The sequence below is a fragment of the Marinitoga sp. 1135 genome, from assembly GCF_013363245.1.
GTDB lineage: Bacteria > Thermotogota > Thermotogae > Petrotogales > Petrotogaceae > Marinitoga > Marinitoga piezophila.
This window is the reverse complement of the sequence record NZ_LBEZ01000025.1, coordinates 70750-93298: the sequence shown is the minus strand read 5'-3', so window position 1 is coordinate 93298 and position 22549 is coordinate 70750. Positions and strand designations below refer to the sequence as shown.

Here is a 22549-nt window from a genome sequence, read left to right as displayed (position 1 = left end):
TTTACTAAGTTCTTAATATAGCCATATTTTATGGTATAATATTATATACAGATATAATATAGTAGTTAGGGGGATAATATGTTAAAAAAATATTCCTTATTTTTCTTTTTGTTTTTATTATTTTTCACTTCAGCTTTCTCATATATTAAGTTATATGATGGCTGGGAATATAAATGGGAATCCGAAAAAGAATGGCACAAATATGAAAATCCCGGTATCCCCATTGAAAATAAGGGCGAAGAACTTTTGCTTCGTTATAAGCTTCCAGATGTGACCTTCGAGGAACCTGCTATTTATATACGCGGAATCCTGAATTTTTTTACCCTTTATATTGGTAATAAGGTAATATATAGCAATATTTCTGAAGAAAGTTATTTTAGCCCTAAAAGCATTTTTAAAATCCCTGATAACTTCCAGAACAAATATCTTCTTTTAAAGATAACTTCTAAAAAAAGGGATGTTGGTTTTTTTGGAGAATTTTTACTTGGCAACGAAAAAGAATTATTAACTCATCAAATAGTTTATGAATCGGATAGATTGATTTTAATAGCATTTAATATCTTTATTGGATTTTTGGCTTTTATTTTTGCCATTTATTTCTGGACAATGAATAAAAGCTTAAATGAAGGAAAATTATTTTTATATCTTGGAATCTTTTCTATTTCTCTTTCAACATTTATTATGGGACAAAATCAAACCTTTAAATACTTTTATGATAATCCTGTTTTCTGGGCATATTTAATGGATATTGGAAAGTATTTATCTCCAATTGGCATTCTGAGATTTTTTTATAATATATTTGACTATTCATCAAAAAAATATATTCGAATTCTCATAAAGGCTCATCTTATTATTTTTGCAGGAATTACATTAATTCAGATTTTTACAGGAATAGAACCAAATTATTATGTAAAATATGTATTATTGCTATATTTATTGATGATTATTGATATAATGCTGATGATATACTATATGTATATTGGAATTTCCAGATTTAAAGATAGAAAAGCTTATATTTTTTCTTTTTCAATTGTTACTGTTTCTATTTTTACCATTTATGAAATTTTAGGGGATTTTAGAATAATAAAATGGGAAAGGCCTTTAATACAGTGGTCCATTTTTATATTAATAAATTCAATGATTATTATGTCCTTAAAAAATATAAAGGATTTAAACCTTGAACTTTCTGTAAAAAACAAAATTCTGGAAATACGGAATGCCGATCTTGACAAAGAAGTATCAAAACGAACAAAAGAGATTAAGATGTTACTTGATAATTCTGGTGAAGGATTTCTGGTTTTTGACGAGAATTTTATAATTGATGATACATATAGTAAAGAGTGCCTTAAGATTTTTGATGGAGATATAGGAAAGAAAAATATTCTGGATTTATTGTTTTCTGAAGATAAGGATTTTGTAAAACGTATTTTTGAAGATATTTTTGCTGAAAATGATTCTTTAAGAAAAGAAGTTTATTTTTCATTTCTTCCTGAAGAAATATTATTTAAAGAAAAGTATTATAATCTAAGATTTAAAGAAATAGATTTTGATGATAAGAAAAAGATAATGCTTGTATTAAAAGATATTACAAACGAAAAAGCACTTGAACAGGCAATTCAAACAGAACGAGAAAATTTAAATAAAATTATAATTGTTATTCAAAATTACGATGCTTTTATGTATAACTTAAAGGATTTCAAATATTTTATATCACATGGTTATATTGAGATTTTTGAATCTAAAAATTCAAAAAATGAAAAGAATTTTGAAATACACAGAGCCATTCATACATATAAAGGAGTTTTTGCTCAATTTTATCTAACTCAAATCTCATATACTCTTCATTTAATCGAAAATGAGATTATAAAGGCTATTGAAAAGAAAACATTTTCTCAAAAATACTTTGAAAAACTATTATTTGAAAAATTCAACATTTATGAAAAGTTATCCTCTGAATTAGATATTTTGAAAGAGGCTCTGGGTGAGGAATTTTTAAATGACGAGGAAAAACTTAAAATACCAAAAAGCAAGATTATAGAATTAGAAAATAAAGTATTAAAATACTTTGAAAATGAAAAGGCTAAAAAAATATTAAAGGATATACGAAAATTAAGATACAAAAAAATCGATGATTTATTAAAACCTTATTTGCAATATTCTAAAGAATTAGCAACTCGCTTAGGTAAAGTTATAAACTATCCTCAAATTATACAGGATGAAGATGTATATATCGATCCGGATAAGTATTTTGAATTTATAAAATCACTTGTTCATGTTTTTAGAAATATTATAGATCATGGTATTGAAATACCAGAATTACGTATTGAAAAAGGGAAAACTGAATATGGAAATATTACAATACGTATTTTTAAAGAAGACGGACTATTGAAAATTGATATTAAAGATGATGGAAGCGGCATTGACAAAAACCAATTAATTGCTGTTGCCAATCGAAAAAATATCCCCTATGACAAAGAGAAAATTTTTGATATAATATTCCATGAAGGTTTTTCTACAAAGGTTGAAGTTACTGAAATCTCTGGAAGAGGTATTGGGTTAAATGTTGTAAAAAAAGAGGTTGAAAAACTCAACGGAAAGGTATATGTCGAAAGTGAAATAGACAAAGGAACAATATTCCATTTTGAAATACCGGAGGAAGATATATGAGAATACTTATTGTAGATGATGCACCATTTATAAGAAATCAATTAAAAATGATATTAGAACCTTTAAAATTTGAAATTATAGAAGCTTCTGATGGTGAAGAAGCTGTTGAAAAATATAAGCAATTCAGGCCAAATATAGTTACAATGGATATTACAATGCCTAAAGAAAACGGTTTAAAGGCACTACAAAATATTTTAGCTTTTGATCCAAAAGCTAAAGTAATTATGGTGACCTCTTTGGGGCATAGAACAAGAGTTTTAGAAGCTATTGAAAAAGGTGCAAAATATTATATTGTAAAACCTTTTTCTCCAGATAAGGTTAGAGATACAATTTTAAAGGTATTAAATTCGTAAGCCCCGAATTATCGGGGCTTACGTTTATTTTAATATTTTTCTATTTCTTCTATCATGGCATATAATTCATTAACAACATCATGCACTAATTTTTTATCTTCACCTTCAGCCATTATTCTAATTTTATGTTCTGTTCCAGATGGTCTTACTACAAGTCTGAAATTATCAAGTTTTGAAAATTTCTCTATTGCTTCTATTAAGTTTTTATTCCTCATAACAGCTTTCTTATCTTTCACAGAAACATTTTTTAATAATTGAGGATATTCTGGAATATCTTTAATAAGTTCATCGATATTTTTGTTATAATGAAGCATTGTTTCCAGAGTTTCAAGCGCTGTTATTATCCCATCTCCTGTTGTAGCTTTATCGAGGAAAATAATATGTCCCGATTGTTCCCCACCAAGATTTGCCTTTGAAGCTAACATTTCTTCCAATACATATTTATCTCCAACTGCTGTTCTCATTAATGAAATATCATGTTTTTCAAGAAACTTTTCTAAACCTAAATTACTCATTATTGTTGCAACAACGAGATTACCTGATAATCTTCCTTTTTCTTTTAATTTTAAAGCATTTATTGCCATTAATTTATCTCCATCAATTAATTTACCATTTTTATCAATGAATAAACATCTGTCACCATCACCATCAAATAATATTCCAAGATCATATCCTTTTTCTTTTACTATTCCTGCAAGAACTTCTGGATGCGTAGAACCACATTTTTCATTGATATTTAAACCGTCAGGTTCATTAAAATACAAATCATAATCAATATTAAATGCACCAAAAATCTTATCTATTACCGCACCTGTTGCACCATTTCCAACATCAACAGCAATTTTATAATTTAAATTATTTATTTCAAATAAAGATACTATATATCCTGTATATTTGTCCTTTAAATGCGATGACGTCATCTTCCCTATTTCGCCATATGGAACATAGTCAGGATGTTTTTCAAGAATAATATTTTCTATATCCACTTCATCTTCATCTGATATTTTAAATCCTTCTGCAAGAACCTTTATTCCATTATAATTTGCAGGATTATGTGACGCTGAAATCATAACTCCCAGACTTTTCTCGCTTTTGGTTAAATATGCCAAAGCCGGTGTTGTTATAACACCGCAAAATTCAACATTTAAACCGGCAGATAATGCTCCAGCGGCTAAAGCTGCTTCAAACATTTCTCCTGAATTTCGTGTATCTCTTCCAATTAATAATTTTTCATATTTACCTGCATACATTCTTCCCAATGCATTTCCCACTTTATATGTTAAATCTACAGTTAACTCTTCATTTACCAAACCTCTAATACCATCAGTTCCAAATAATCTTTTCATAATCCACCTCCACATAATTTATATATATAATTATATCATATATTTATATTGACAAAGAAAATTTAATGTAGTAATATAATATTATATGAAATTTTTTTCAAGGGGGTATTTTAATGAGCGCATTAGAAGATTTAAAAAAACGATTAAGATTAATATCGAGGTATAACACAGCCGCTGCATTGCTTGAATGGGATTTTGAAACTATGATGCCAGAAAAAGCTGCTGAAGAAAGAGCTGAGGTAATTGGTGAAATTTCAGGTCATGCTTTTGAAATGTCTGTTTCTGATGAAACATGGAATCTTGTTTTAAATGCAGAGAGAGAACTTTTAGAAAGCGAAGTTGATAAAGCTATAGTCAGAGTTGCAAAAAAGGAACTTGAAAAATCTAAAAAAATTCCTCCAGAACTATACAAAGAATTAAGTATTGAAACCTCAAAAGCTCAGGCTGCATGGGAAAAGGCAAAAACAAATAATGATTTCTCTATTTTCCAACCACATCTGGAAAAAATTGTTGAATTGACAAAACAAATTGCCGATAAATTAGGATATGAAGAAAATAGATACGATGCCTTATTGGATATGTATGAACCAGGACTTAAAACATCAGAACTTAAAAAGATTATTGAACCTTTAAGGGATTTTCTGGTAAATTATCTCGCTAAACTCGAAAAAGGCGAAAAACCAGATAATGAAATTTTAAAGCAATTTTTTCCTGTTGAAAAACAGAAAGAACTATCTATACGTGCTTTAAACTTAATGAATTATGACTTTAAAGCAGGAAGAATGGACGTGGCAATGCACCCATTTACAACAACAATAGGATTAAATGATGTAAGAATCACAACAAGATACAACGAACACGATTTAAATGATTCATTATATAGTACAATTCATGAAGGAGGACACGCATTATACGAACAGGGAATCCCTGCAGAATTTTCAGGATTACCTATTGGTGATGGTGCTTCAATGGGAATTCATGAAAGTCAATCAAGATTCTGGGAAAACATTGTAGGAAGAAGCCCGGAATTCTGGGAATATTTTTATAACGATCTTGTTGATGTATTTCCAGAATTAAAGAAATATACACCTGAAGATATTTTCAGAGCAACAAATTACGTTGAAAGATCATTAATAAGAACAGAAGCCGATGAAGTTACATATAATCTTCACATTATGTTGCGTTTTGAAATTGAGGAAGCTTTAATAAATGATAAAATTAAAGTAGCGGATTTACCAAAAATATGGAATGAAAAAATGGAAAAATATCTTGCCGTTGTTCCTGAAAAGGATAGCGAAGGGGTTTTACAGGATGTTCATTGGGCACATGGCTCTTTTGGATACTTCCCTTCATATATGTTAGGAAACCTTTATTCAGCACAATTATTATATGCAATGAAAAAAGATATTCCGGATTATAATGAAACTATTAGAAAAGGAGATTTTAAACCTCTTCTTAAATGGTTAAGAGATAAAATACATTCAAAAGGAAAGATGTATGAACCAGGAGAATTAATAAAAATGGCAACTGGGGAAGAATTAAATCCAGAATATTTCATGAAATATATAGAAGAAAAATTTAATAAAGTTTATAAAATCTAAAATAAAAAGGGCTGTTAAATTTAACAGCCCTTAATTTTATTATTTTGCAAATGCTCCTAATATCCATGAACCCTGTGATTGCATTTGAGATACAGATTGCTCCATAGCTGAGAATTTCTGCCAGTAATATGCTTCTTTTCTTTGAAGTTGATCTACAAGCGAAACCATTCTTTTTGCTATATCTCTCATTTCAAGTCCAATAGTGCCTGTGGTTCCAGAAATTTGATCTATAGTTCCACCAAACTTTGTTGTATCCCATACATAATCCTTAAACTGTATTGCTATCCCTTTATTATTATCATCTTCATATGCAAACAATTTCCATACTTCTTCTGCATTATCCTGTATAGCAGCCTTTAATTTATCCTCATCAATTGAAAGAACACCTTTCATTGTATTTTCATACGTCCCACCAGCATCACCAGAAGATATTCCTATATCATATAAAGAACTATATTTTCCTTTTACATCAGAAGTCCAATCAACAACTCCATATGCAATATCTCTTAATTTATAAAAGATATCTCTTAGATTTTGATCATCTTTTAAAACACCTTTCATTTTATCTTCTTCGCTTAATTCTTTCCCTCTTTCTGGTTTTACTGGCTCTTCATTTAATTTTTCATACACATAACCAATTACTTCATTGTATTTATCTACAAATTCTTTTATTTTATCATATGTAGCATCTGCATCCTGTGTAACCTGAACATTTACCCAATCTGTAGATGTTGATTTCAAATCAATGGTAACATTATTATATTCAACTGTATTACCCCATGTTGTTTTTGTAAGATCAGCTACACCATCGCCATCTATATCTATTTCAACATTTGCAGCGGTACCAGGAGTTACTTTTCCCATATAATTTCCTGTTGCATCTACCCAGGACAAATCATCTAAAACATTAGTTTTATTATTTCCATCTGCATCTCCATCCTCTATTGTAATAGACTGTGGACCGCCTTCTTTATTTCTTATCATTAATTTATCTTCATTCTCATCATACCATGCAATAACCCCTGCATTTGAAGCATTTATTCTTGAAATTAAACTTCCTATTGTATCATCTGCACTTACTGTAATTTCTGTTCCGTTTATTCTGATTATTCCAGAAGTTACATCAGAACTTATATCTGACAATGTTGTTCCGGTATTTACTGCACCTGCATGTACAGTACTTTCAATATAACCAGCACTTCCACCACTGCCAGCAACATAATCAGCACCCTCAAGATTGAATACTTCTGTAAAATTACTTGTATCAGAAGCATCGCCCAATAAAATATTTGCAACGGAACCTTCCTGTCCTGCCTTTTCATGTATTTTTAATTTTCCATCAACTAATTCAGCTGTAAAATATGTGGAATTTGAATCGATTTTATTTATTATATCCTGTATTGTATCTGTACCTGCAAAATCAATATTTACTGTTTCAAGTGTATTACCATTTGAATCTAAAGCTTTTAATGTAAATGTCCCTGCTACCGGTGTTGTCCTTCCAGTTAATTTATAATATTGCGTATTTAAATCAGGTACATCACCTAAAGTATTATCCGGAGTTAAAATTGTTGATGAGGATAATGAATTAACCTTAACTTTGAAACTTGAATTTGTGGCTGAAGTTGCAGCTGTGGCACTTAATACATTTTCATCACTTACACTTACACTTTTTGGAATAAGTTTGCTCTTTAATTTAAAAGTTGCAAGGAAATCCCAGAAGTCACTTAATTTTTCATCTAATTCCTTCCACGCCTTTTGCTTTAATTTTAAATTTTCATAATCATTTTGAAGCCTTTCTAACGGCTTTCTTTCAACTTCCATTAATTTATCTATCATACTTGCTGTATCAAGACCACTGGCAACACCGCCAAATTGAAATGATCCAAGATAACTATTTTCACTCATTTAAATCACCTCCGCGCTTTAAGCACGTTCATCTAATAATATTCCCTCCAACTTATCAAGCATTTCTGCAATTTTTACTGCAGTTTCCGGAGGAATCTGTCTTATAACCTTTTTGGAATCTTTATCTATTATTTTAACTATAACCATATCAACATCATTGTTTACTTCAAATTTTACTTCACCTTTAAAGATTTCTCTTAATTTATTTAACTTTTCTTCTATCATTTTTGATAAAACTTCCGGATCCTTAATTTCATTGTTCTTCTGTTGATTCTGATTACTCTGTACTCTTTGATGCTCTTCACCAATGTTATTATTGTTTTTCGATAATCTTCTGCTATTTTCGGCATCTCTTGTTATTGAATCTATAAAACTTCCAAAGTCCCCACTTATTCTGTTTAAGTCTCCCATAAAAACACCCCCACAGAGATTGAATATTTCTTCCCTACCATTTCTATTATCGGCTATTTTTATAATAACATAAGTTATTTTATTAATATTTTGTAATAAAATAGTTAATTGTATCTTGCAGAATAAAATCTTCAACAAAAACTCCAAGGGATACAAATGGTTTGTTAGTACCGTGAAAATCACTTCCAGCAGTTATTAAAAGCCCCAATTTTCTTGCTAAATCAATTAGAAAATTAGTATATTCTGGATCACTGGAATAATGAAATGCCTCTACTCCATCCAATCCATAATCTTTTAATTCATTTAAAAGCGTCTCAACCTGTATTTTTGATAATCTAAGTTTTCTTGGATGAGCTAAAACTGCAATTCCACCTGCTTTTTTTATAGCCTTTATGGTTTTTTTGGGAGAAAATTTAAATCGTTCAACATAGCATTTTTTTCCTCTTGTGAGATATGTATTAATTATCTGACTTACCGATGTTCCATAGCCTTTTTTTAATAGCATACGTGCAATATGGGGACGACCTATTGTATGAAGAGAAACTCCTTCAAGATCTTCAATATCAATATTAAAACCTTCTTCTTTCAGCAGTTCTATCATTAACCTGTTTCTTTCTATTCTTTTTTCAAATATTGTGTTTAGTATATTTAACAAATAATCATTATTTATATCTATATTGTATCCAAGAATATCCATTAATGTAGGAAATTCTGCATTTATTTCAACACCTGGTATATAATTGAGATTGAGTTGCTTTGAATACTCAATTGCTTCCGGTTGAGCGTTTATTGTATCGTGATCAGTAATGGAAAAATATTTTAATCCAAGATTTTTGGCTTTTTTTATTAAAGATTTTGGAGAACATGTACCATCAGAATATGTGCTATGACAGTGTAGATCCAGTAACATCGCTAATCTCCTCTCGATATAACAACTTTATTTTTTCCAGTATTCTTAGCCTTATACAATGCATCATCTGCATTTTTTATAAGATGTTTTGCTTTTGGTTCTTTCATTATGTTTTCTATAGATGAAACTCCAAAACTGCATGTAATATCAAGACCTGTTACATCTAATAAATCTCTATTTACCTCTATTCTTAATCTTTCTGCTATTTTTCCGGCTGCATTTAAACTGGTATTTGGAAGAATAACTATAAACTCTTCTCCACCATATCTACATACTATATCAAAGTCCCTTAAATTATTTTTCAGACTTCTTACAAGTTCTATTAATACTTCATCACCTTTTTGATGCCCGTATGTATCGTTTATTCTTTTGAAATTATCAATATCAAGCATTATGATGGAGAATGTAAATTTGTATCTTTCATTTAATCCTATTAATTCATTTAATTTATTTTCAAGATATCTTCTTGAAAATGCAGATGTTAATGGATCAACTATACTGTTTTCATAATGTACTATTTTATCAAGTATAGAAGTTAACAATTGCTCAATTATAATTAATGAATCAAGTATATAATTAGCTTCACTTTTTTCTAATTCTATATTTTTATTGGCAAAATATATATAATAGGTAAAATCTTTATATTCAGCTTTAAATGAGACAGTCAATGGATTTAATAAAAATATATCGTTTTTATACATAACAGGTTCTCTTGCATTAAATGCATATTCAACGTCATATAAATCTGTTTTTAATTTTAAAAATACAGTATCTACAGGAAAATTATTCTTTAAAAAGTTCCCTATTTTATTTATTACGTATTTCGGAGAATTTGATTTTAACAGATTTAAAGAGAGTTCATTTATTTTTTCATAGAAGTTAATTTTATTCTGTAATTTTTCAAATATTTTTCTGTTAGTTTCATCTTCAATTTCAATATCTGAAAAATCAAAGGCAAAACTTGGCATATTAAATTTATTCGTTAAATAATCATTTATTTTATCAAACTTGTTTTTCATAAAGAACATTTCATAGTTCATTTGAGCTGTTCTTAAATATTTCAATGACTTGAGTTTTTTTCTTTTTATATCGTAAAAATATCCCAGACCTTCATAAATTAATGTTAAGGATAATTTTTTCTCTTTTAACTCTTCTTCAAGAGATAATGCCCATTTTTCAAATTCATCTGCAAATGAATAATGCGCAATCTTAGGAGCAAGTATATTTATTAATTCTTCTTTTAAATACAAAAATGGATTATTTTTGAAGAATAGCCAGTGTTTATATACTTTTTCTTCTTCATCTTCTTTTAGAAGATAATAAAAATGCCTATAAAAATCATCTTTTTCAATAAACTCCATTAATTTCTCATCTTTTAATGTATCAAAATCATGTTCATAAAAAGCCTTTAAGATTATTATATTATTAATAACGTTTTCTATTCTTTCTTTTAAATAATAATTTTTATTTAAAACATTCAATGATTTAATAAGTGTATTTAAATTTGAAAAATCTATTCCATATAAATAATATATATTTTTTAATTCATATATTGAAATAAGATTTTCATAATCATTGTTTATTCTTGAATATTCTTCCGCTTTATTAATTAAATAAAAGAAGTCTTTTACATTTCCTTTGTATAATTCAGTATTTGCAATACTTACCAATGTTCTATTATAACTTGAAAAATCCCCTATACTTTTTGAGATTTCAAGCACCTTTTTAAAATAATATTCATTTAAAGGTGAATTTAATACTTCATATAACGAAGCCATATTGCTATATAAAACCTGCAATAATCTATTATATTTAATTTCCTTAGCTATTCTCAATGCATCGTTGAAATAATTTAACGCCAGATCAGGTAAATCTTTCTGCATTTTTAACGCAAGTATATTTAATAATAATCCTTTTAATGTCTGAAATTTCCTTAAATTATGATGTTTTGAAAACACATAGCTTTCAAGATATAAATAATAATCATAAATTTCTTCTCTTTTTAGCTCATCAAATTTAAAATAAAAATAGAAATAAGTATATAGCGCTTTTTTATAATCCGCTATACCTTTTTTGTTAATTAAAAATTCAAAGTGTTCCTTTGCAACATCAGGATTTTTAAACTTAAAGAATATTATATATATATAATTATAAACCTTCGAATTTTTTAATTTGTCAAGATAAACTTCGAGTTCTTGAGAATACTCATTTAAAAAGAATTTCTTTGTTAAATAAAGGGCTATAGCTGAATTTGGTATATCTTCCACTAAATCTTTTAAGCGTTCAAACCATATCTCTATTAAATTTAAATCTTCCCAGTTAAAAATCTTCTTTTTCATTTCTTTTATTATAAGAGCTGCTGCATTCTTATTTTTTCCCATACTAACAAGATGGAATATCTTCTTATCTATGTCCTTTGTTTTACACAACAAATATCCATGTACATTCTCTATTTCTTCCTGAGAAAGCATTTGATGCAATCGTTCTTGATATACCAGATTAAAGAATTTATAATTTTTCCCTTCTACGAGAATAATTCCTTTTTCTATTGCAAAATCTATTACTTCTTTAAAATCTTTGTTCAGAAAATCAGAAAGAGTTTTTAATTCTTCGCTATTAAACATAAATCCCAGAGTAGAAATATATTTTAAGCAATTTATATATTTTTCGGGAATATGTTTTATCTGTTCGAGAATAAAATCATATATCTTCCTGTTTTTTATCTTTTCTATATTAAATACCCATTTTTCATTTTTATATTCCAGAATATTCTGTTCATAAAAGTTTTTTATTATATGGAACATATTCCCCGGTAATCCACGAGAATATGAATATACAATTTCCACAAAATCAGGATTTTCTTTTATAAATTCACTTGATAATATTGTTTTCAAAAATATAGTTGCAATTTCCTTTGAAAACGGTTTAATTTCTAAATATTTTATCTTGTCGTTATCAAAATCAAACTTTTCATGAGAAATTATAAATATAGAAAATGGGAAATCAAATTCTTTTAATATCAAGGTTTTTATAAAATTTTTAAATGTTGTGGATGTACTCTGATAATCATCTATTAATATTATCAGTTTAAAGTCTTCATTCTTACCTTTTAAAGCCTTAAGAAACTCTATAAAATGAAATATATTCATAGAATTTGTCATTGTTTCCGGTAAACCAGGAACAATATCCTTAAAGTTTTTAGCATATATAACTTCATACCCCAATTCTTTGAATTTTGGGGTCAGAAAATTTATAAGTTGTGTTTTTCCAACACGCTGTTTTCCATAGATATAAAAATGTGTATTTCCTTTTAAATTTTCAAGGATAAAATTTCTTTCTTCAACTCTATCCAGAAAATGTGGTATCTTTAATGGATGTATTTTTTTTGAAATATAATAATTGGATAATATAATATAAAAATCATGAACACATTCAAATTTATATTCTTTTATTTCCTTGATAAAGTCTTTAACTGTTTTATTTTTAGATTCCAGAAGATTATATATCTCAAGTGTAGCTTTTTTTAAAATGTCAATTACACCTGCTTCTGCATCTAATTCACTTGTTATAATATATTCATTTTCTTCTTCTGTTTCAAAAAAAGGTAAAATTATTGAGACATTTCCCAATTCATCTATAAATATATCTTCCAGATATATATAATCAACATACCATTTTGTTGCATGAGTAATTCGATCAAATAAATCGTATAATGTATATAAAACCTCAAAAAATTCATTTTCTGTTAGTTTTTTTCTTGTTATTGAAACTTCATTCCAGTAATTAAAATAAATCTCATATGTTCCATTTGTATTTTCTATTTTAACAGGCAGGTCAACACCAAAGTCTTTTAAGGAATATATATCATTATATATCTGATAATATAAAGTATTATCAAAATTATCGCTACTTGTTTTTCTAACGCGATATGTCTTATTTTCTATTATTTTTAAATAATCAATTCCAAAAGCATTTTTATTCAAATAAGTGGTAAGTTCATCCATAATATAATCACCTCAAAAGGTTAAAAAAAGGTTATTTTTTCTATTTCATCTATTAAGTCATACATAAAATCAAAATTAAATCTTTTTAATTCCTTTTTAATACTGAAAAATGCTTCTCTAAATAGATTCTGTGAGTTTCCTGTTTTTATTTCTATTGCACTTTCAAGAAATGCATTAAATAGATCTGCAGCTCTAACATATCTTCCATATTCCTTTTCAAATGGCATAATCATATAATCTTTTAGATTTTTAAATAACTCTTCTGTATCCTTTTCTTTCTTTAACCATTCTTCTATCATTTCATTTTCCACATCTGTAATTATTTCTTCAAGACCTTCTACTTTTTTCTTTGTAGGAGTTATAACATCTCCTGTAAACGCTTCTGGAAAATCATGCAAAATAGATGCAATTATTATTTCATTAAGCAGATTTTCATCTTTCTGATTATCAAGATAATAAAATACAATCGCAGTGGAAACAACCATAAATGTATGCGCAGAAACAGAACTTCTTACATTTCTATGATTTTTGTTCCATCTATACATAGTTGTCATTCGAGTTGATGTCGTTAAAACATAACTGAGTATATTTTCAAGTTCATCAATATATTCAAGGTTTCTTAATTCTTTTATTTTGTTTTCTGTTTCCGTTTTGGGTTCACTAAAATATTCAGGAAACACTCTATAATTCACTTCAATTTCTTTCAATGCAACCATTAAATCTATAAAACTTGAATACTTTTCAAATTTTTCATCATATTCTGATTTAAAAATATCAACCACAATGCCTTCTTTTAGTTCTTTATAACTTTTATCGAGTACTTTATCCCAGATACTTTTATCTTTTTTTAATATTCTTTTCTTTGTATCCAGCGAAACATCGGAGAGTATTATCTTCGGCAATTCCTTATAAAGTTTTGCCTTGATATTTTTTGATATGGATAATTTATACCCATGATTTTGATTTAAGTATTCAAGAGCAATTAATTCAAGCAACAAACTGTGAAAAACATTATCTGCCTCTGTAAATCTCACCAATGCCGGTCTATTATTCCACCTATATATAGTGAATAAATTAGTTAAATCAAATAAACTTTTACCTATTCCCATACTATCACCCACATATATAAGATATTAAATCAAATATTAATATTTCCTGTTTTTCCCCAAGCTTTGCTTTTCTATCCATCTCTTCAAGTTTTATAATGATATCCATAATATCTTTTTTTGAATATAATACGCTATGATTGGCATAAAACTGTGTTTCATTCTTAAACTTTACTCCTAAAAACTTTTTTACGCGCATTTTATTTACACCGGAAATTTGTGATATTTTTTGCACTTCAGGCCAGCTAAATCTTTTTTTAGGCTCTATATTTATTATAACACGATAAAGGTCAAAAAAGTATCTAAAAATATAACTTATAAAAGAAACTATATTAAAATCATGCATCTGTGAAAAATTTTTAGCCATATTTATAACTTCATCACATCTTTTTGTGGATAACATATAAGCAAACTCTTCAAAATTAACATTTACAGCTGCAAATCCTATTTCATTTATAGCTTCTTTCGTTATTATACCTTCAGAATAAATAGATATTTTTTTCATTTCTTCATATAAAATAGTATCTGTATATCCATAAATATCCAGAATGTATTTTATTGTTTCATCATTTTCAAATTTACACTTTAAGTCTTCTGCAAGTTCTTTTATAAATTCAATCCATTTATCTTCTTCCCAGGGTTTTGGTAAATTGCATTCCTTTTTTTCTTCAACTTCCACCTTAACTTTTGATGATGCTGTAATAATAATATTTTCTATACTTTCAGAAGATACCTGAGATAATAATTTTGTAATTTCAGTAAATTCTTTTTTCTTAAATTTATCTATATTATTTATAATTAATACTTTTTTTCCACCGAAAAGGGAATTTGAAAATAAATTATGTTTTAAAATTTCTACTGCATCCTGCACAGAATTATCTATTTTTACCACTTCTGCATCTTCTATCAAATAATTTTTTATCTCAATACTCTTTTTTATTTCCGAATCTCCATATATTAAAATTCTTCTCATTGTTTTTCATCTCCTAAATATAAAATTACTATATCTGTATCTTCAATTTTTTTTGCTTCTTTTGGATATTGCGAAATAATATATCTACCATTACCTTTTATAACTATCTTCCTACTGTCAACACCTATTGTTTCCAATTCAAATAAAGCTTCATAAAGAGACTTATTAACAAGGTTTGGAATATACCCTTCAACAATCTCAGGTTTATTATTATATTTGAAATTTTCAAGCCTATAAAAAATATTTGTAGCAATAGGAGCTGCAACTTCACCACCATAATACTCGTGTTTTGGATCATCAACAATAGAAACAATTGTATATTTGGGTTTTGATGCTGGATAAAACCCTACAAATAATGAATAATATTTTTCCGAGTATCCTTTTCCCGCTTCAGCTTTCTGTGCGGTTCCTGTCTTTCCGGCGATTAAAACTCCGGGTTTATATGCTTTTCTTGCAGTTCCTTTTACCATTGTATATCTCAACCAATCTTTCATCAAATCCGCCGTTTCAGGTGAAAATATTTGTATATCTTTTCCTTTTTTATTTTCAAGAAAGGTTGGCTTAATATATTTTCCTTCATTGGCAAGTATATTAAATATAGAAACAAGCTGTATTGGAGTTACACCTATTCCCTGCCCAATAGCTATCTGATATGGTGTAATTTTATACCATTTATCCGGCGGCATAAAAACCCCGGAAATCTCTTTTGAAAATTCAACCCCTGTTTTTTCACCCAATCCCATTCTTTTGAGTTTATCATATAACCATTCTTCTGAATAATTCTCAAGTATTTTCTTCATTACCATTGTAACTGCTACATTGGAAGAATAAGCAATTGCATCCTTTACATCAACGCTATTAAAATAATGACCTTCAACTTCAGAAATAGTAAAATTTACATCAGGAACAGGTTTTATTCTCGGCTTTAAATTAAATTTTTGATATGGAGATATAATATTTTCTTCAAGAGCTATTGAATAAATTATTGGTTTCATTGTAGAACCGGGTTCAACATAACCCATAAATGCCATATTATAAGGATAATTAGAAGCAACCGCTCTTATTTTCCCTGTTTTAGTCTCCATTATAATTACAGTTCCACCAACCGCATCCTGTTCTTTTATTGTTTTGGATAATTCTTCATAGGCTATCCTTTGCATTTTTAAATCTATTGTCAATTTAATTTCAGATTTATTTATCATATTATTATTTTTCAAATATGGCTCTATTCCATATTCTGTTTTATTTATTTCACCAATATTCTTTCTCATGCCATATGAAGTATTATATATTCGCTGATACGTCTTATAAATCCTTGAATATTTTAATATTTCAGCTGGAATATATGTTTTTACTTCCAGCATGTCTTCATATTGTCCAAGATCAACAAAATCTCGCTGTAAATCCTTTTCAGAAACATATCTTGAAAGAAGCATCTTCATTTTATCCATTTTTCCTCTTTTTCTAATAGTTTTTAAATCAAGCCACACTTCATAAATAGGTTTATCAATAGCAATAATGCGACCTTTACTATCCAGTAAGGTCGCTGTTTTTTTATTTTTTTCATTAATTACATATGAGCTTTTTGAATTTTCAACATTTAAAAACAAAACATAGGAAATTATAAAAACATACAGAATTATTATAACGAGAAAGGTTAATCGTATACGTGCCACAAGGTTATTCATCCTCCATTACAACAAGAGCCTGTTTATATATTTCTAACTCTGTAGAAACAGTTTGTATCTTGTTTTGATAATCAAGAATCCTTTGATTTAACGCATAAACGTTATTTTTAAGATTTTGAATTTTATTTCCAAAATTCAATGTAGTTGATACAAATAATACAGCCACAATTAATAAAGCTGAAAATGTAACAAAAGCTATAGATATATCCTTTGCCTGCTGTAACGTTCTTTCATTAACAGTTGAAAGATATTTAATTCTCTTTTCCATAAGCTATGGCCCCCTTTCAAATCCTTTCGGCCACCCTCAGTCGAGCACTCCTTGCTCTTGGGTTTTCATTCACCTCTTCTTCAGAAGGTAATATCGGCTTTTTTGTGACTAACTTTAATTTTTCATTATTTCTAAAGAAATTTTTTATTATTTTATCTTCCAATGAATGGAATGATATAACGCAAATTCGACCACCTGGATTAAGAAAATCAGGAAATTTTTCAAGTGCTGTTCTGATATTATCAAATTCCTTATTTGTTTCAATTCTGATTGCCTGAAATGTTTTAGTTGCAAAATGCCTTCTTTTATTATAAACAATCTTTGCTGGCAAAGCCTTTCTAATTGCTTCTACAAGCTCAAAAGTTGTGTTTATTGGTCTCGAATTAACAATGCTTCTGGCAATTCTTCGTGCAAACTTAAATTCTTCCCCATACTCAAAAATTATTTTCGAAAGCTGTTCTTCAGGATATTCATTTACAACATTCCATGCATTAAAATCAGAGTCAGGATCCATTCTCATATCAAGCGGTTCATCTTTTCTAAATGTAAAACCCCGATTTTCACCTTTTAACTGAAACGTTGAAACGCCTAAATCCATTAAAAAACCATCAACCTTTGGAATTCCCAATCCATGAAGAACAATATCAATATCTCTATAAGAAGCTTTAAAAAATTCTATATCATCAGTAATTTCTTTGAGACGAGTTTCAGCTATTTCAAGAACTTCATAATCCACATCAACACCTATTATTTTTGCTTTTCCATTAGTTTTTTCATAAATAGCTTTAATATGTCCTCCTTCACCTGCTGTACAGTCTACATATATACCATCGTCTTTAGTTACTAAAAACTTTAGTACTTCTTCCACCATTACACTTTTATGATAATCTTCATATTTTCTCATCTCTTCTCTCCCTTTCAAATCCTTTTATGCTCAAAAAGCTATAGTATACTTGATTATAACGTAAAATCGAAATAAAGTCAATTATATAACATCGAAAAATCAAAGTTTGTTTTCATTATAATAAAAGTCAATTATTTGCGTTTATTTCAGAATTATCATTAATTATCTCATTATTTCTTTATGTAATAACAGATATTACCGCTTTTTTCATTTATATTAATTGATATAATTTTTATATAAAAATTTAATTATAGGAGGGTTTTTATGAGAAAAAAAGCATTTTTAATCATTTCATTACTTATCTCTGTTTTTATTTTTGCTACATTTCCTTCTTATTCTCAGGGAAAAAGTGCTGAAGATTTCAATGCAAAAACAGTATTAATTATCCATTATCATCGTTTTGATAATAATTACAACGGATGGAATTTATGGATATGGCCACATAAACCACAATCACTTGAGGGACACGCCTATCAATTTACAGGAAAAGATGATTTTGGTCCATATGCAATTATAACTTTTGATGAAAAATATACAGAACTTGGATATATCATAAGATTAAATGAATGGCAGGCAAAAGATGTTGCAAAAGACAGATTTGTTAAAATTCCAGAATCTGGAATTGCCGAAATCTGGGTTGTTACCAGTGTAGAAGAACCGTATTTGAAAGCTTCTGACGTTGATATACGCCCAAGAGTATTAAGCGCAATAATGGATTCTTCAACTGAAATCAAAAGTGTATTAACCACTCCTTTTGATATAAAAGATTGGAAAGGGAAAATAAATGTAATTTCAAATGGAAAATCACTTGAAATAAAAAATGTTGAAAAATTGGATCCTACTGATATTTCAAAAACCAATAAAATAAAGATTATTTTGAAAAATCCTTTTAAAGAAGTAGATTCAAATATAGAAGTAAATATAAATGGATACGTTGGGAAAAATGTAATAATGAGAAATATATTAAATGATTTTTATTATGATGGAAATGATTTAGGAGTTACCTATACTCATGAAAAATCTGTATTTAAAGTCTGGTCTCCAGTTTCAAAAAGCGCTGAATTATTATTATATAAAAAGTATAATTCAAATACTCCTGATGAAAGATATAAAATGAAGAAAGACAAAAACGGAGTATGGAGCATCTCAATTAATAAAGATTTACAAGGCTGGTTCTATAAATATAGATTCTATTCATACGGAAAATATAGAGAAACTGTAGATCCTTATTCAAAAGCTGTTTCAATTAATTCTGAAAAGTCAGCAATAATCGATTTAAATGAAACTAATCCAGATAATTGGAATAAAGACATTAAACCTCCATTCGTAAACCCCGAAGATGCAATAGTATACGAAATACATGTAAAAGATTTTACAATCAATGAAAATTCAGGTGTCTCCGAAAAGCTAAGAGGCAAATACCTTGGACTTGTAGAAGAAAATACTAAAGGTCCCGATGGAGTAAAAACAGGTTTATCTCATTTAAAAGAATTAGGAATAACTCATGTCCATATTATGCCAATTCAGGATATATACTTTATCGATGAAACGAAATTCAGCGAACAATACGGTTGGGGATATGATCCAAAATTATATAACGTTCCAGACGGCTTTTATTCAGTAAATCCATTTGATCCAAAATCAAGAATATATGAAGTAAAGGAAATGGTTAAAAAATTCCATGAAAACGGTATAAGGGTTGTTCTTGATGTTGTATATAATCACACAGCAGTTGTAGGAGAAGGTTCTGCATTTGATCAAACTGTTCCTTACTATTATTATAGAACAGATGACATGGGACATTATACAAATGGATCAGGTGTTGGAAATGAAATTGCAACAGAAAGACCTATGGTCAGAAAATTCATTGTAGACTCAGTAAAATACTGGGCAAAAGAGTATCATATTGACGGTTTCAGATTTGATTTAATGGGATTAATAGATAAAAAAACCATGGCTAAAATTTCTGAAGAATTACATAAAATAGATCCTGATATTTTATTATATGGTGAACCATGGACAGGAGGAGGAAAATTATTATTTGGAAAAGGAGATCAAAAAAATCTTCATATAGCAGTATTCAACGATGACATAAGAAATGCTATTAGGGGTAGTGTTTTTGATGCAAAGAAAAAAGGTTTTGGATTAGGTTCTCTTGGAAAGGAAACAAAAATCAAAAGAGGTGTTGTAGGCTCTATAACTTATGATTCAAGAATTAGATTATGGGCTGCAGATCCAGAAGAAACAATAAATTATGTTTCAAACCATGATAATCACACATTATGGGATAAAAATGCAATTGCACTTGGATATGAGCCATGGAAGGAAAAAGTTCCTGAAAACATTGAAGAAAAACTTAAAAAATCACAGAAATTTTCAAATGCGATAATCTTAACTTCACAGGGAATTGCATTTTTACATGGCGGTGTTGATTTTGCAAGAACAAAAATGGGCGAACACAATCCTTATAACAAACAATTACCAAATGAATTTGACTGGTCACGCAAAGCAAAATATTATGATATTTTTGAATATTACAAAGGATTAATTCAATTGAGAAAAGAACATCCCGCATTTAGAATGACCAATGCAGAAATGATTAAACAACACCTTGAATTTTTAAAAACTCCAAAAAAGAGAATGGTTGCATTTATCTTAAAAAACAATGCAAATGGAGATAAATGGAAAAATATACTCGTAATCTACAACGCTAATTCTTCAAAGGTATCTTTTAATTTACCTGAAGGAAAATGGAATATAGTTGTAAACGGAGAAAAGGCTGGAACAGAAATAATCAATACCTCAGAAACCAAAATCACCTTAGAACCTTTATCAACATATGTTTTATATCAACAATAAAAAAATGGCAGGTCTAAAAACCTGCCATTTTTATTTATTATTTAATATATGTATTTTAATCTATAATAATTTTCACCACTTACGACATATAAGGTATCGTCTTTATTTAATTTATATGGATTCTCATTTACTTTAACTTCTGTTTCTAATAGTTCGCTAATTTTTTTTGCACATTCTGCATCTCTTACGTGACTTTCAAAACCTTCTTTTATCCCGTGTTTTAATTCTTCAAGCGAAATTCTTTCAACTCTTAAATCTTCCACGGGTTTTACTAATATCAAATCTAAATCAACCCTATCAGCAACGTATTTAGCCATATATATCCCTCCCTGATTAATTTTGACATATATATTATACCACATTTTAATGAAAATGAAAAATTAAATTAAAAAAAGATTTCTAAGCTTTTTTCTTCAGGAGCGCTACTGATTCAAGATGTTTAGTGTGAGGGAACATATCTACAAAAACAAAATTTTCAATTTCATACAATTCTTTAAGCATAATCATATCCCTTACAAAGTTTTTGGGATTACATGAAACATATACGATATTTTCAAATTTATTGTCTAAAAGGAATTTAATAACATTTTTATGCAATCCTGCCCTTGGCGGGTCAACAACTATACTATCAAATTTAATATCCAATTCCTTTACTACATCCTTTGCATCTCCAAGATAAAATTCAACATTTTCAACATTATTATTTTTCGCATTTTCCCATGCTGCATCAACAGCCTCTTTTATTATTTCCACGCCAACAACCTTTTTTAATGTTTTTGCCATTAACAATGTAATTGTTCCTGCACCACAATAAAGGTCTAATCCTGTTTCTGCAGTTTTGTTTAAATATTCCAGAACTTTTGAATATAACACTTCAGATCCCAATGTATTTGTTTGCAAGAAAGAAAAAGGACCTATTTTAAAGGTTAAATCAAGTACTTTTTCCTCAAAATAATCCTTTCCATAAAGTTTTCTTACTTCATCAGGTCTGACTACCGTTGATTTTGCATCTGTAATGGTATGATATATACTTACTATATTTCCTTCAAGTTCTATTTTTCTTACTTCTTCAGCCCATTTTTCAACATATGAATGAAAATCTTCTGAAGATGTTGCAATATTTAAAAGAATCTCATTGGTTTTAAATCCTTTTCTCATAACAAGATGTCTTAAATAACCAGTATGTTTTCTATAATTTCTAAATGGTATATCCTTAAAAAACTCTTCTGAAAATTCTATTATTTTCCCAAAGTCTTTTGGGGCTATTTTACAGTCTTTAGCAGAATAAACATCATAAAATCTCCCTTTACCTCTTAAACCTATTGTAAGGGGACCGTCTTTATATTCATTACCAAATGAATATTCCATTTTGTTTCTGTAATGATATTTAATAGGTGAAGTAATTACACCTTCATAATTTTTTATTTCCATTTTGCTTTCATTGAAAAGTTCTAAAATCTCTTCTGTTTTTTTCTTCAATTGCTCATTATAATCTATATCTAAATAAGTACATCCTCCACATTTACCAAATGCATTACATATATTTTCCAT

The 22549-nt window shown here is 28.2% G+C and carries 16 protein-coding genes; 4 read left to right on the top strand and 12 right to left on the bottom strand.

The features are described 5' to 3' along the window. Window positions 1-78 precede the first annotated feature (78 nt). Both XO10_RS10005 and XO10_RS10000 read left to right on the top strand, forming a co-directional pair. Window positions 79-2667, top strand: coding sequence for an ATP-binding protein (locus XO10_RS10005; RefSeq protein ID WP_175421459.1), 2589 nt, complete (start codon window positions 79-81; stop codon window positions 2665-2667). Continuing rightward, entirely contained in the window at window positions 2664-3020 is a 357-nt protein-coding gene (locus XO10_RS10000; RefSeq protein ID WP_175421458.1) for a response regulator, read from the top strand. Before XO10_RS10005 ends, XO10_RS10000 begins: the two co-directional genes overlap by 4 nt. A gap of 29 nt (window positions 3021-3049) precedes the next feature. Here the strand turns inward: XO10_RS10000 and glmM are convergent, their stop codons facing one another. Continuing rightward, the gene (gene glmM, locus XO10_RS09995; protein WP_175418565.1) at window positions 3050-4366 is read right to left on the bottom strand and encodes a phosphoglucosamine mutase; all 1317 of its coding nucleotides are present in this window, start codon (window positions 4364-4366) and stop codon (window positions 3050-3052) included. Between the two features lie 113 nt (window positions 4367-4479). Here glmM and XO10_RS09990 point away from each other — a divergent pair, with 113 nt between their 5' ends. Further along, window positions 4480-5967: a carboxypeptidase M32 gene (locus tag XO10_RS09990; RefSeq protein ID WP_175421457.1), complete on the top strand. Its 1488-nt coding sequence runs from the start codon at window positions 4480-4482 to the stop codon at window positions 5965-5967. A gap of 39 nt (window positions 5968-6006) precedes the next feature. On the opposite strand, the gene fliD is transcribed toward XO10_RS09990, so the two are convergent. From fliD to rsmH, 9 genes are all read right to left on the bottom strand, one after another. After that, window positions 6007-7875, bottom strand: coding sequence for a flagellar filament capping protein FliD (gene fliD, locus XO10_RS09985; protein ID WP_014297459.1), 1869 nt, complete (start codon window positions 7873-7875; stop codon window positions 6007-6009). Between the two features lie 18 nt (window positions 7876-7893). After that, window positions 7894-8286 carry a flagellar protein FlaG gene (locus tag XO10_RS09980; protein ID WP_014297458.1) on the bottom strand — a complete coding sequence of 131 codons (393 nt, stop codon included), beginning with the start codon at window positions 8284-8286 and terminating at the stop codon, window positions 7894-7896. 82 nt (window positions 8287-8368) lie between these two features. Beyond that, the gene (locus XO10_RS09975; RefSeq protein ID WP_014297457.1) at window positions 8369-9196 is read right to left on the bottom strand and encodes a PHP domain-containing protein; all 828 of its coding nucleotides are present in this window, start codon (window positions 9194-9196) and stop codon (window positions 8369-8371) included. 2 nt (window positions 9197-9198) lie between these two features. Continuing rightward, window positions 9199-13200 carry a diguanylate cyclase gene (locus tag XO10_RS09970; RefSeq protein WP_014297456.1) on the bottom strand — a complete coding sequence of 1334 codons (4002 nt, stop codon included), beginning with the start codon at window positions 13198-13200 and terminating at the stop codon, window positions 9199-9201. Window positions 13201-13220: 20 nt separating this feature from the next. Continuing rightward, window positions 13221-14309, bottom strand: coding sequence for an HD family hydrolase (locus XO10_RS09965; protein WP_014297455.1), 1089 nt, complete (start codon window positions 14307-14309; stop codon window positions 13221-13223). A 4-nt stretch (window positions 14310-14313) separates the two neighbouring features. Continuing rightward, window positions 14314-15279: a DNA polymerase III subunit delta gene (locus tag XO10_RS09960; protein ID WP_175421456.1), complete on the bottom strand. Its 966-nt coding sequence runs from the start codon at window positions 15277-15279 to the stop codon at window positions 14314-14316. Beyond that, the gene (locus XO10_RS10640) at window positions 15276-16955 is read right to left on the bottom strand and encodes a penicillin-binding transpeptidase domain-containing protein (RefSeq protein WP_014297453.1); all 1680 of its coding nucleotides are present in this window, start codon (window positions 16953-16955) and stop codon (window positions 15276-15278) included. The genes XO10_RS09960 and XO10_RS10640 overlap by 4 nt, the downstream gene beginning before the upstream one ends. Before the next feature lie 4 nt (window positions 16956-16959). Continuing rightward, window positions 16960-17235, bottom strand: a complete 276-nt coding sequence (locus tag XO10_RS09950; protein WP_014297452.1) for a hypothetical protein — start codon at window positions 17233-17235, stop codon at window positions 16960-16962. Window positions 17236-17251: 16 nt separating this feature from the next. Beyond that, a complete protein-coding gene (gene rsmH, locus XO10_RS09945; RefSeq protein ID WP_014297451.1) occupies window positions 17252-18139 on the bottom strand; it encodes a 16S rRNA (cytosine(1402)-N(4))-methyltransferase RsmH in 888 nt (295 codons plus the stop codon). A gap of 264 nt (window positions 18140-18403) precedes the next feature. On the opposite strand from rsmH, the gene pulA reads away from it, so the two are divergent. Beyond that, window positions 18404-20998, top strand: a complete 2595-nt coding sequence (gene pulA / locus XO10_RS09940) for a type I pullulanase (RefSeq protein ID WP_075780773.1) — start codon at window positions 18404-18406, stop codon at window positions 20996-20998. A 41-nt stretch (window positions 20999-21039) separates the two neighbouring features. Here the strand turns inward: pulA and XO10_RS09935 are convergent, their stop codons facing one another. Together XO10_RS09935 and rlmD are read right to left on the bottom strand one after the other, a co-directional pair. Continuing rightward, window positions 21040-21315: a hypothetical protein gene (locus XO10_RS09935; RefSeq protein ID WP_014297449.1), complete on the bottom strand. Its 276-nt coding sequence runs from the start codon at window positions 21313-21315 to the stop codon at window positions 21040-21042. Window positions 21316-21397: 82 nt separating this feature from the next. Continuing rightward, window positions 21398-22549, bottom strand: coding sequence for a 23S rRNA (uracil(1939)-C(5))-methyltransferase RlmD (gene rlmD / locus XO10_RS09930; protein WP_175418558.1), 1152 nt, complete (start codon window positions 22547-22549; stop codon window positions 21398-21400).

Coding starts and splice junctions, on each gene's coding strand:
- XO10_RS10005 (WP_175421459.1), top strand. CDS start 79: ATGTTAAAAAAATATTCCTTATTTTTCTTTTTGTTTTTATTATTTTTC.
- XO10_RS10000 (WP_175421458.1), top strand. CDS start 2,664: ATGAGAATACTTATTGTAGATGATGCACCATTTATAAGAAATCAATTA.
- glmM (WP_175418565.1), bottom strand. CDS start 4,366: ATGAAAAGATTATTTGGAACTGATGGTATTAGAGGTTTGGTAAATGAA.
- XO10_RS09990 (WP_175421457.1), top strand. CDS start 4,480: ATGAGCGCATTAGAAGATTTAAAAAAACGATTAAGATTAATATCGAGG.
- fliD (WP_014297459.1), bottom strand. CDS start 7,875: ATGAGTGAAAATAGTTATCTTGGATCATTTCAATTTGGCGGTGTTGCC.
- XO10_RS09980 (WP_014297458.1), bottom strand. CDS start 8,286: ATGGGAGACTTAAACAGAATAAGTGGGGACTTTGGAAGTTTTATAGAT.
- XO10_RS09975 (WP_014297457.1), bottom strand. CDS start 9,196: ATGTTACTGGATCTACACTGTCATAGCACATATTCTGATGGTACATGT.
- XO10_RS09970 (WP_014297456.1), bottom strand. CDS start 13,200: ATGGATGAACTTACCACTTATTTGAATAAAAATGCTTTTGGAATTGAT.
- XO10_RS09965 (WP_014297455.1), bottom strand. CDS start 14,309: ATGGGAATAGGTAAAAGTTTATTTGATTTAACTAATTTATTCACTATA.
- XO10_RS09960 (WP_175421456.1), bottom strand. CDS start 15,279: ATGAGAAGAATTTTAATATATGGAGATTCGGAAATAAAAAAGAGTATT.
- XO10_RS09950 (WP_014297452.1), bottom strand. CDS start 17,235: ATGGAAAAGAGAATTAAATATCTTTCAACTGTTAATGAAAGAACGTTA.
- rsmH (WP_014297451.1), bottom strand. CDS start 18,139: ATGAGAAAATATGAAGATTATCATAAAAGTGTAATGGTGGAAGAAGTA.
- pulA (WP_075780773.1), top strand. CDS start 18,404: ATGAGAAAAAAAGCATTTTTAATCATTTCATTACTTATCTCTGTTTTT.
- XO10_RS09935 (WP_014297449.1), bottom strand. CDS start 21,315: ATGGCTAAATACGTTGCTGATAGGGTTGATTTAGATTTGATATTAGTA.
- rlmD (WP_175418558.1), bottom strand. CDS start 22,549: ATGGAAAATATATGTAATGCATTTGGTAAATGTGGAGGATGTACTTAT.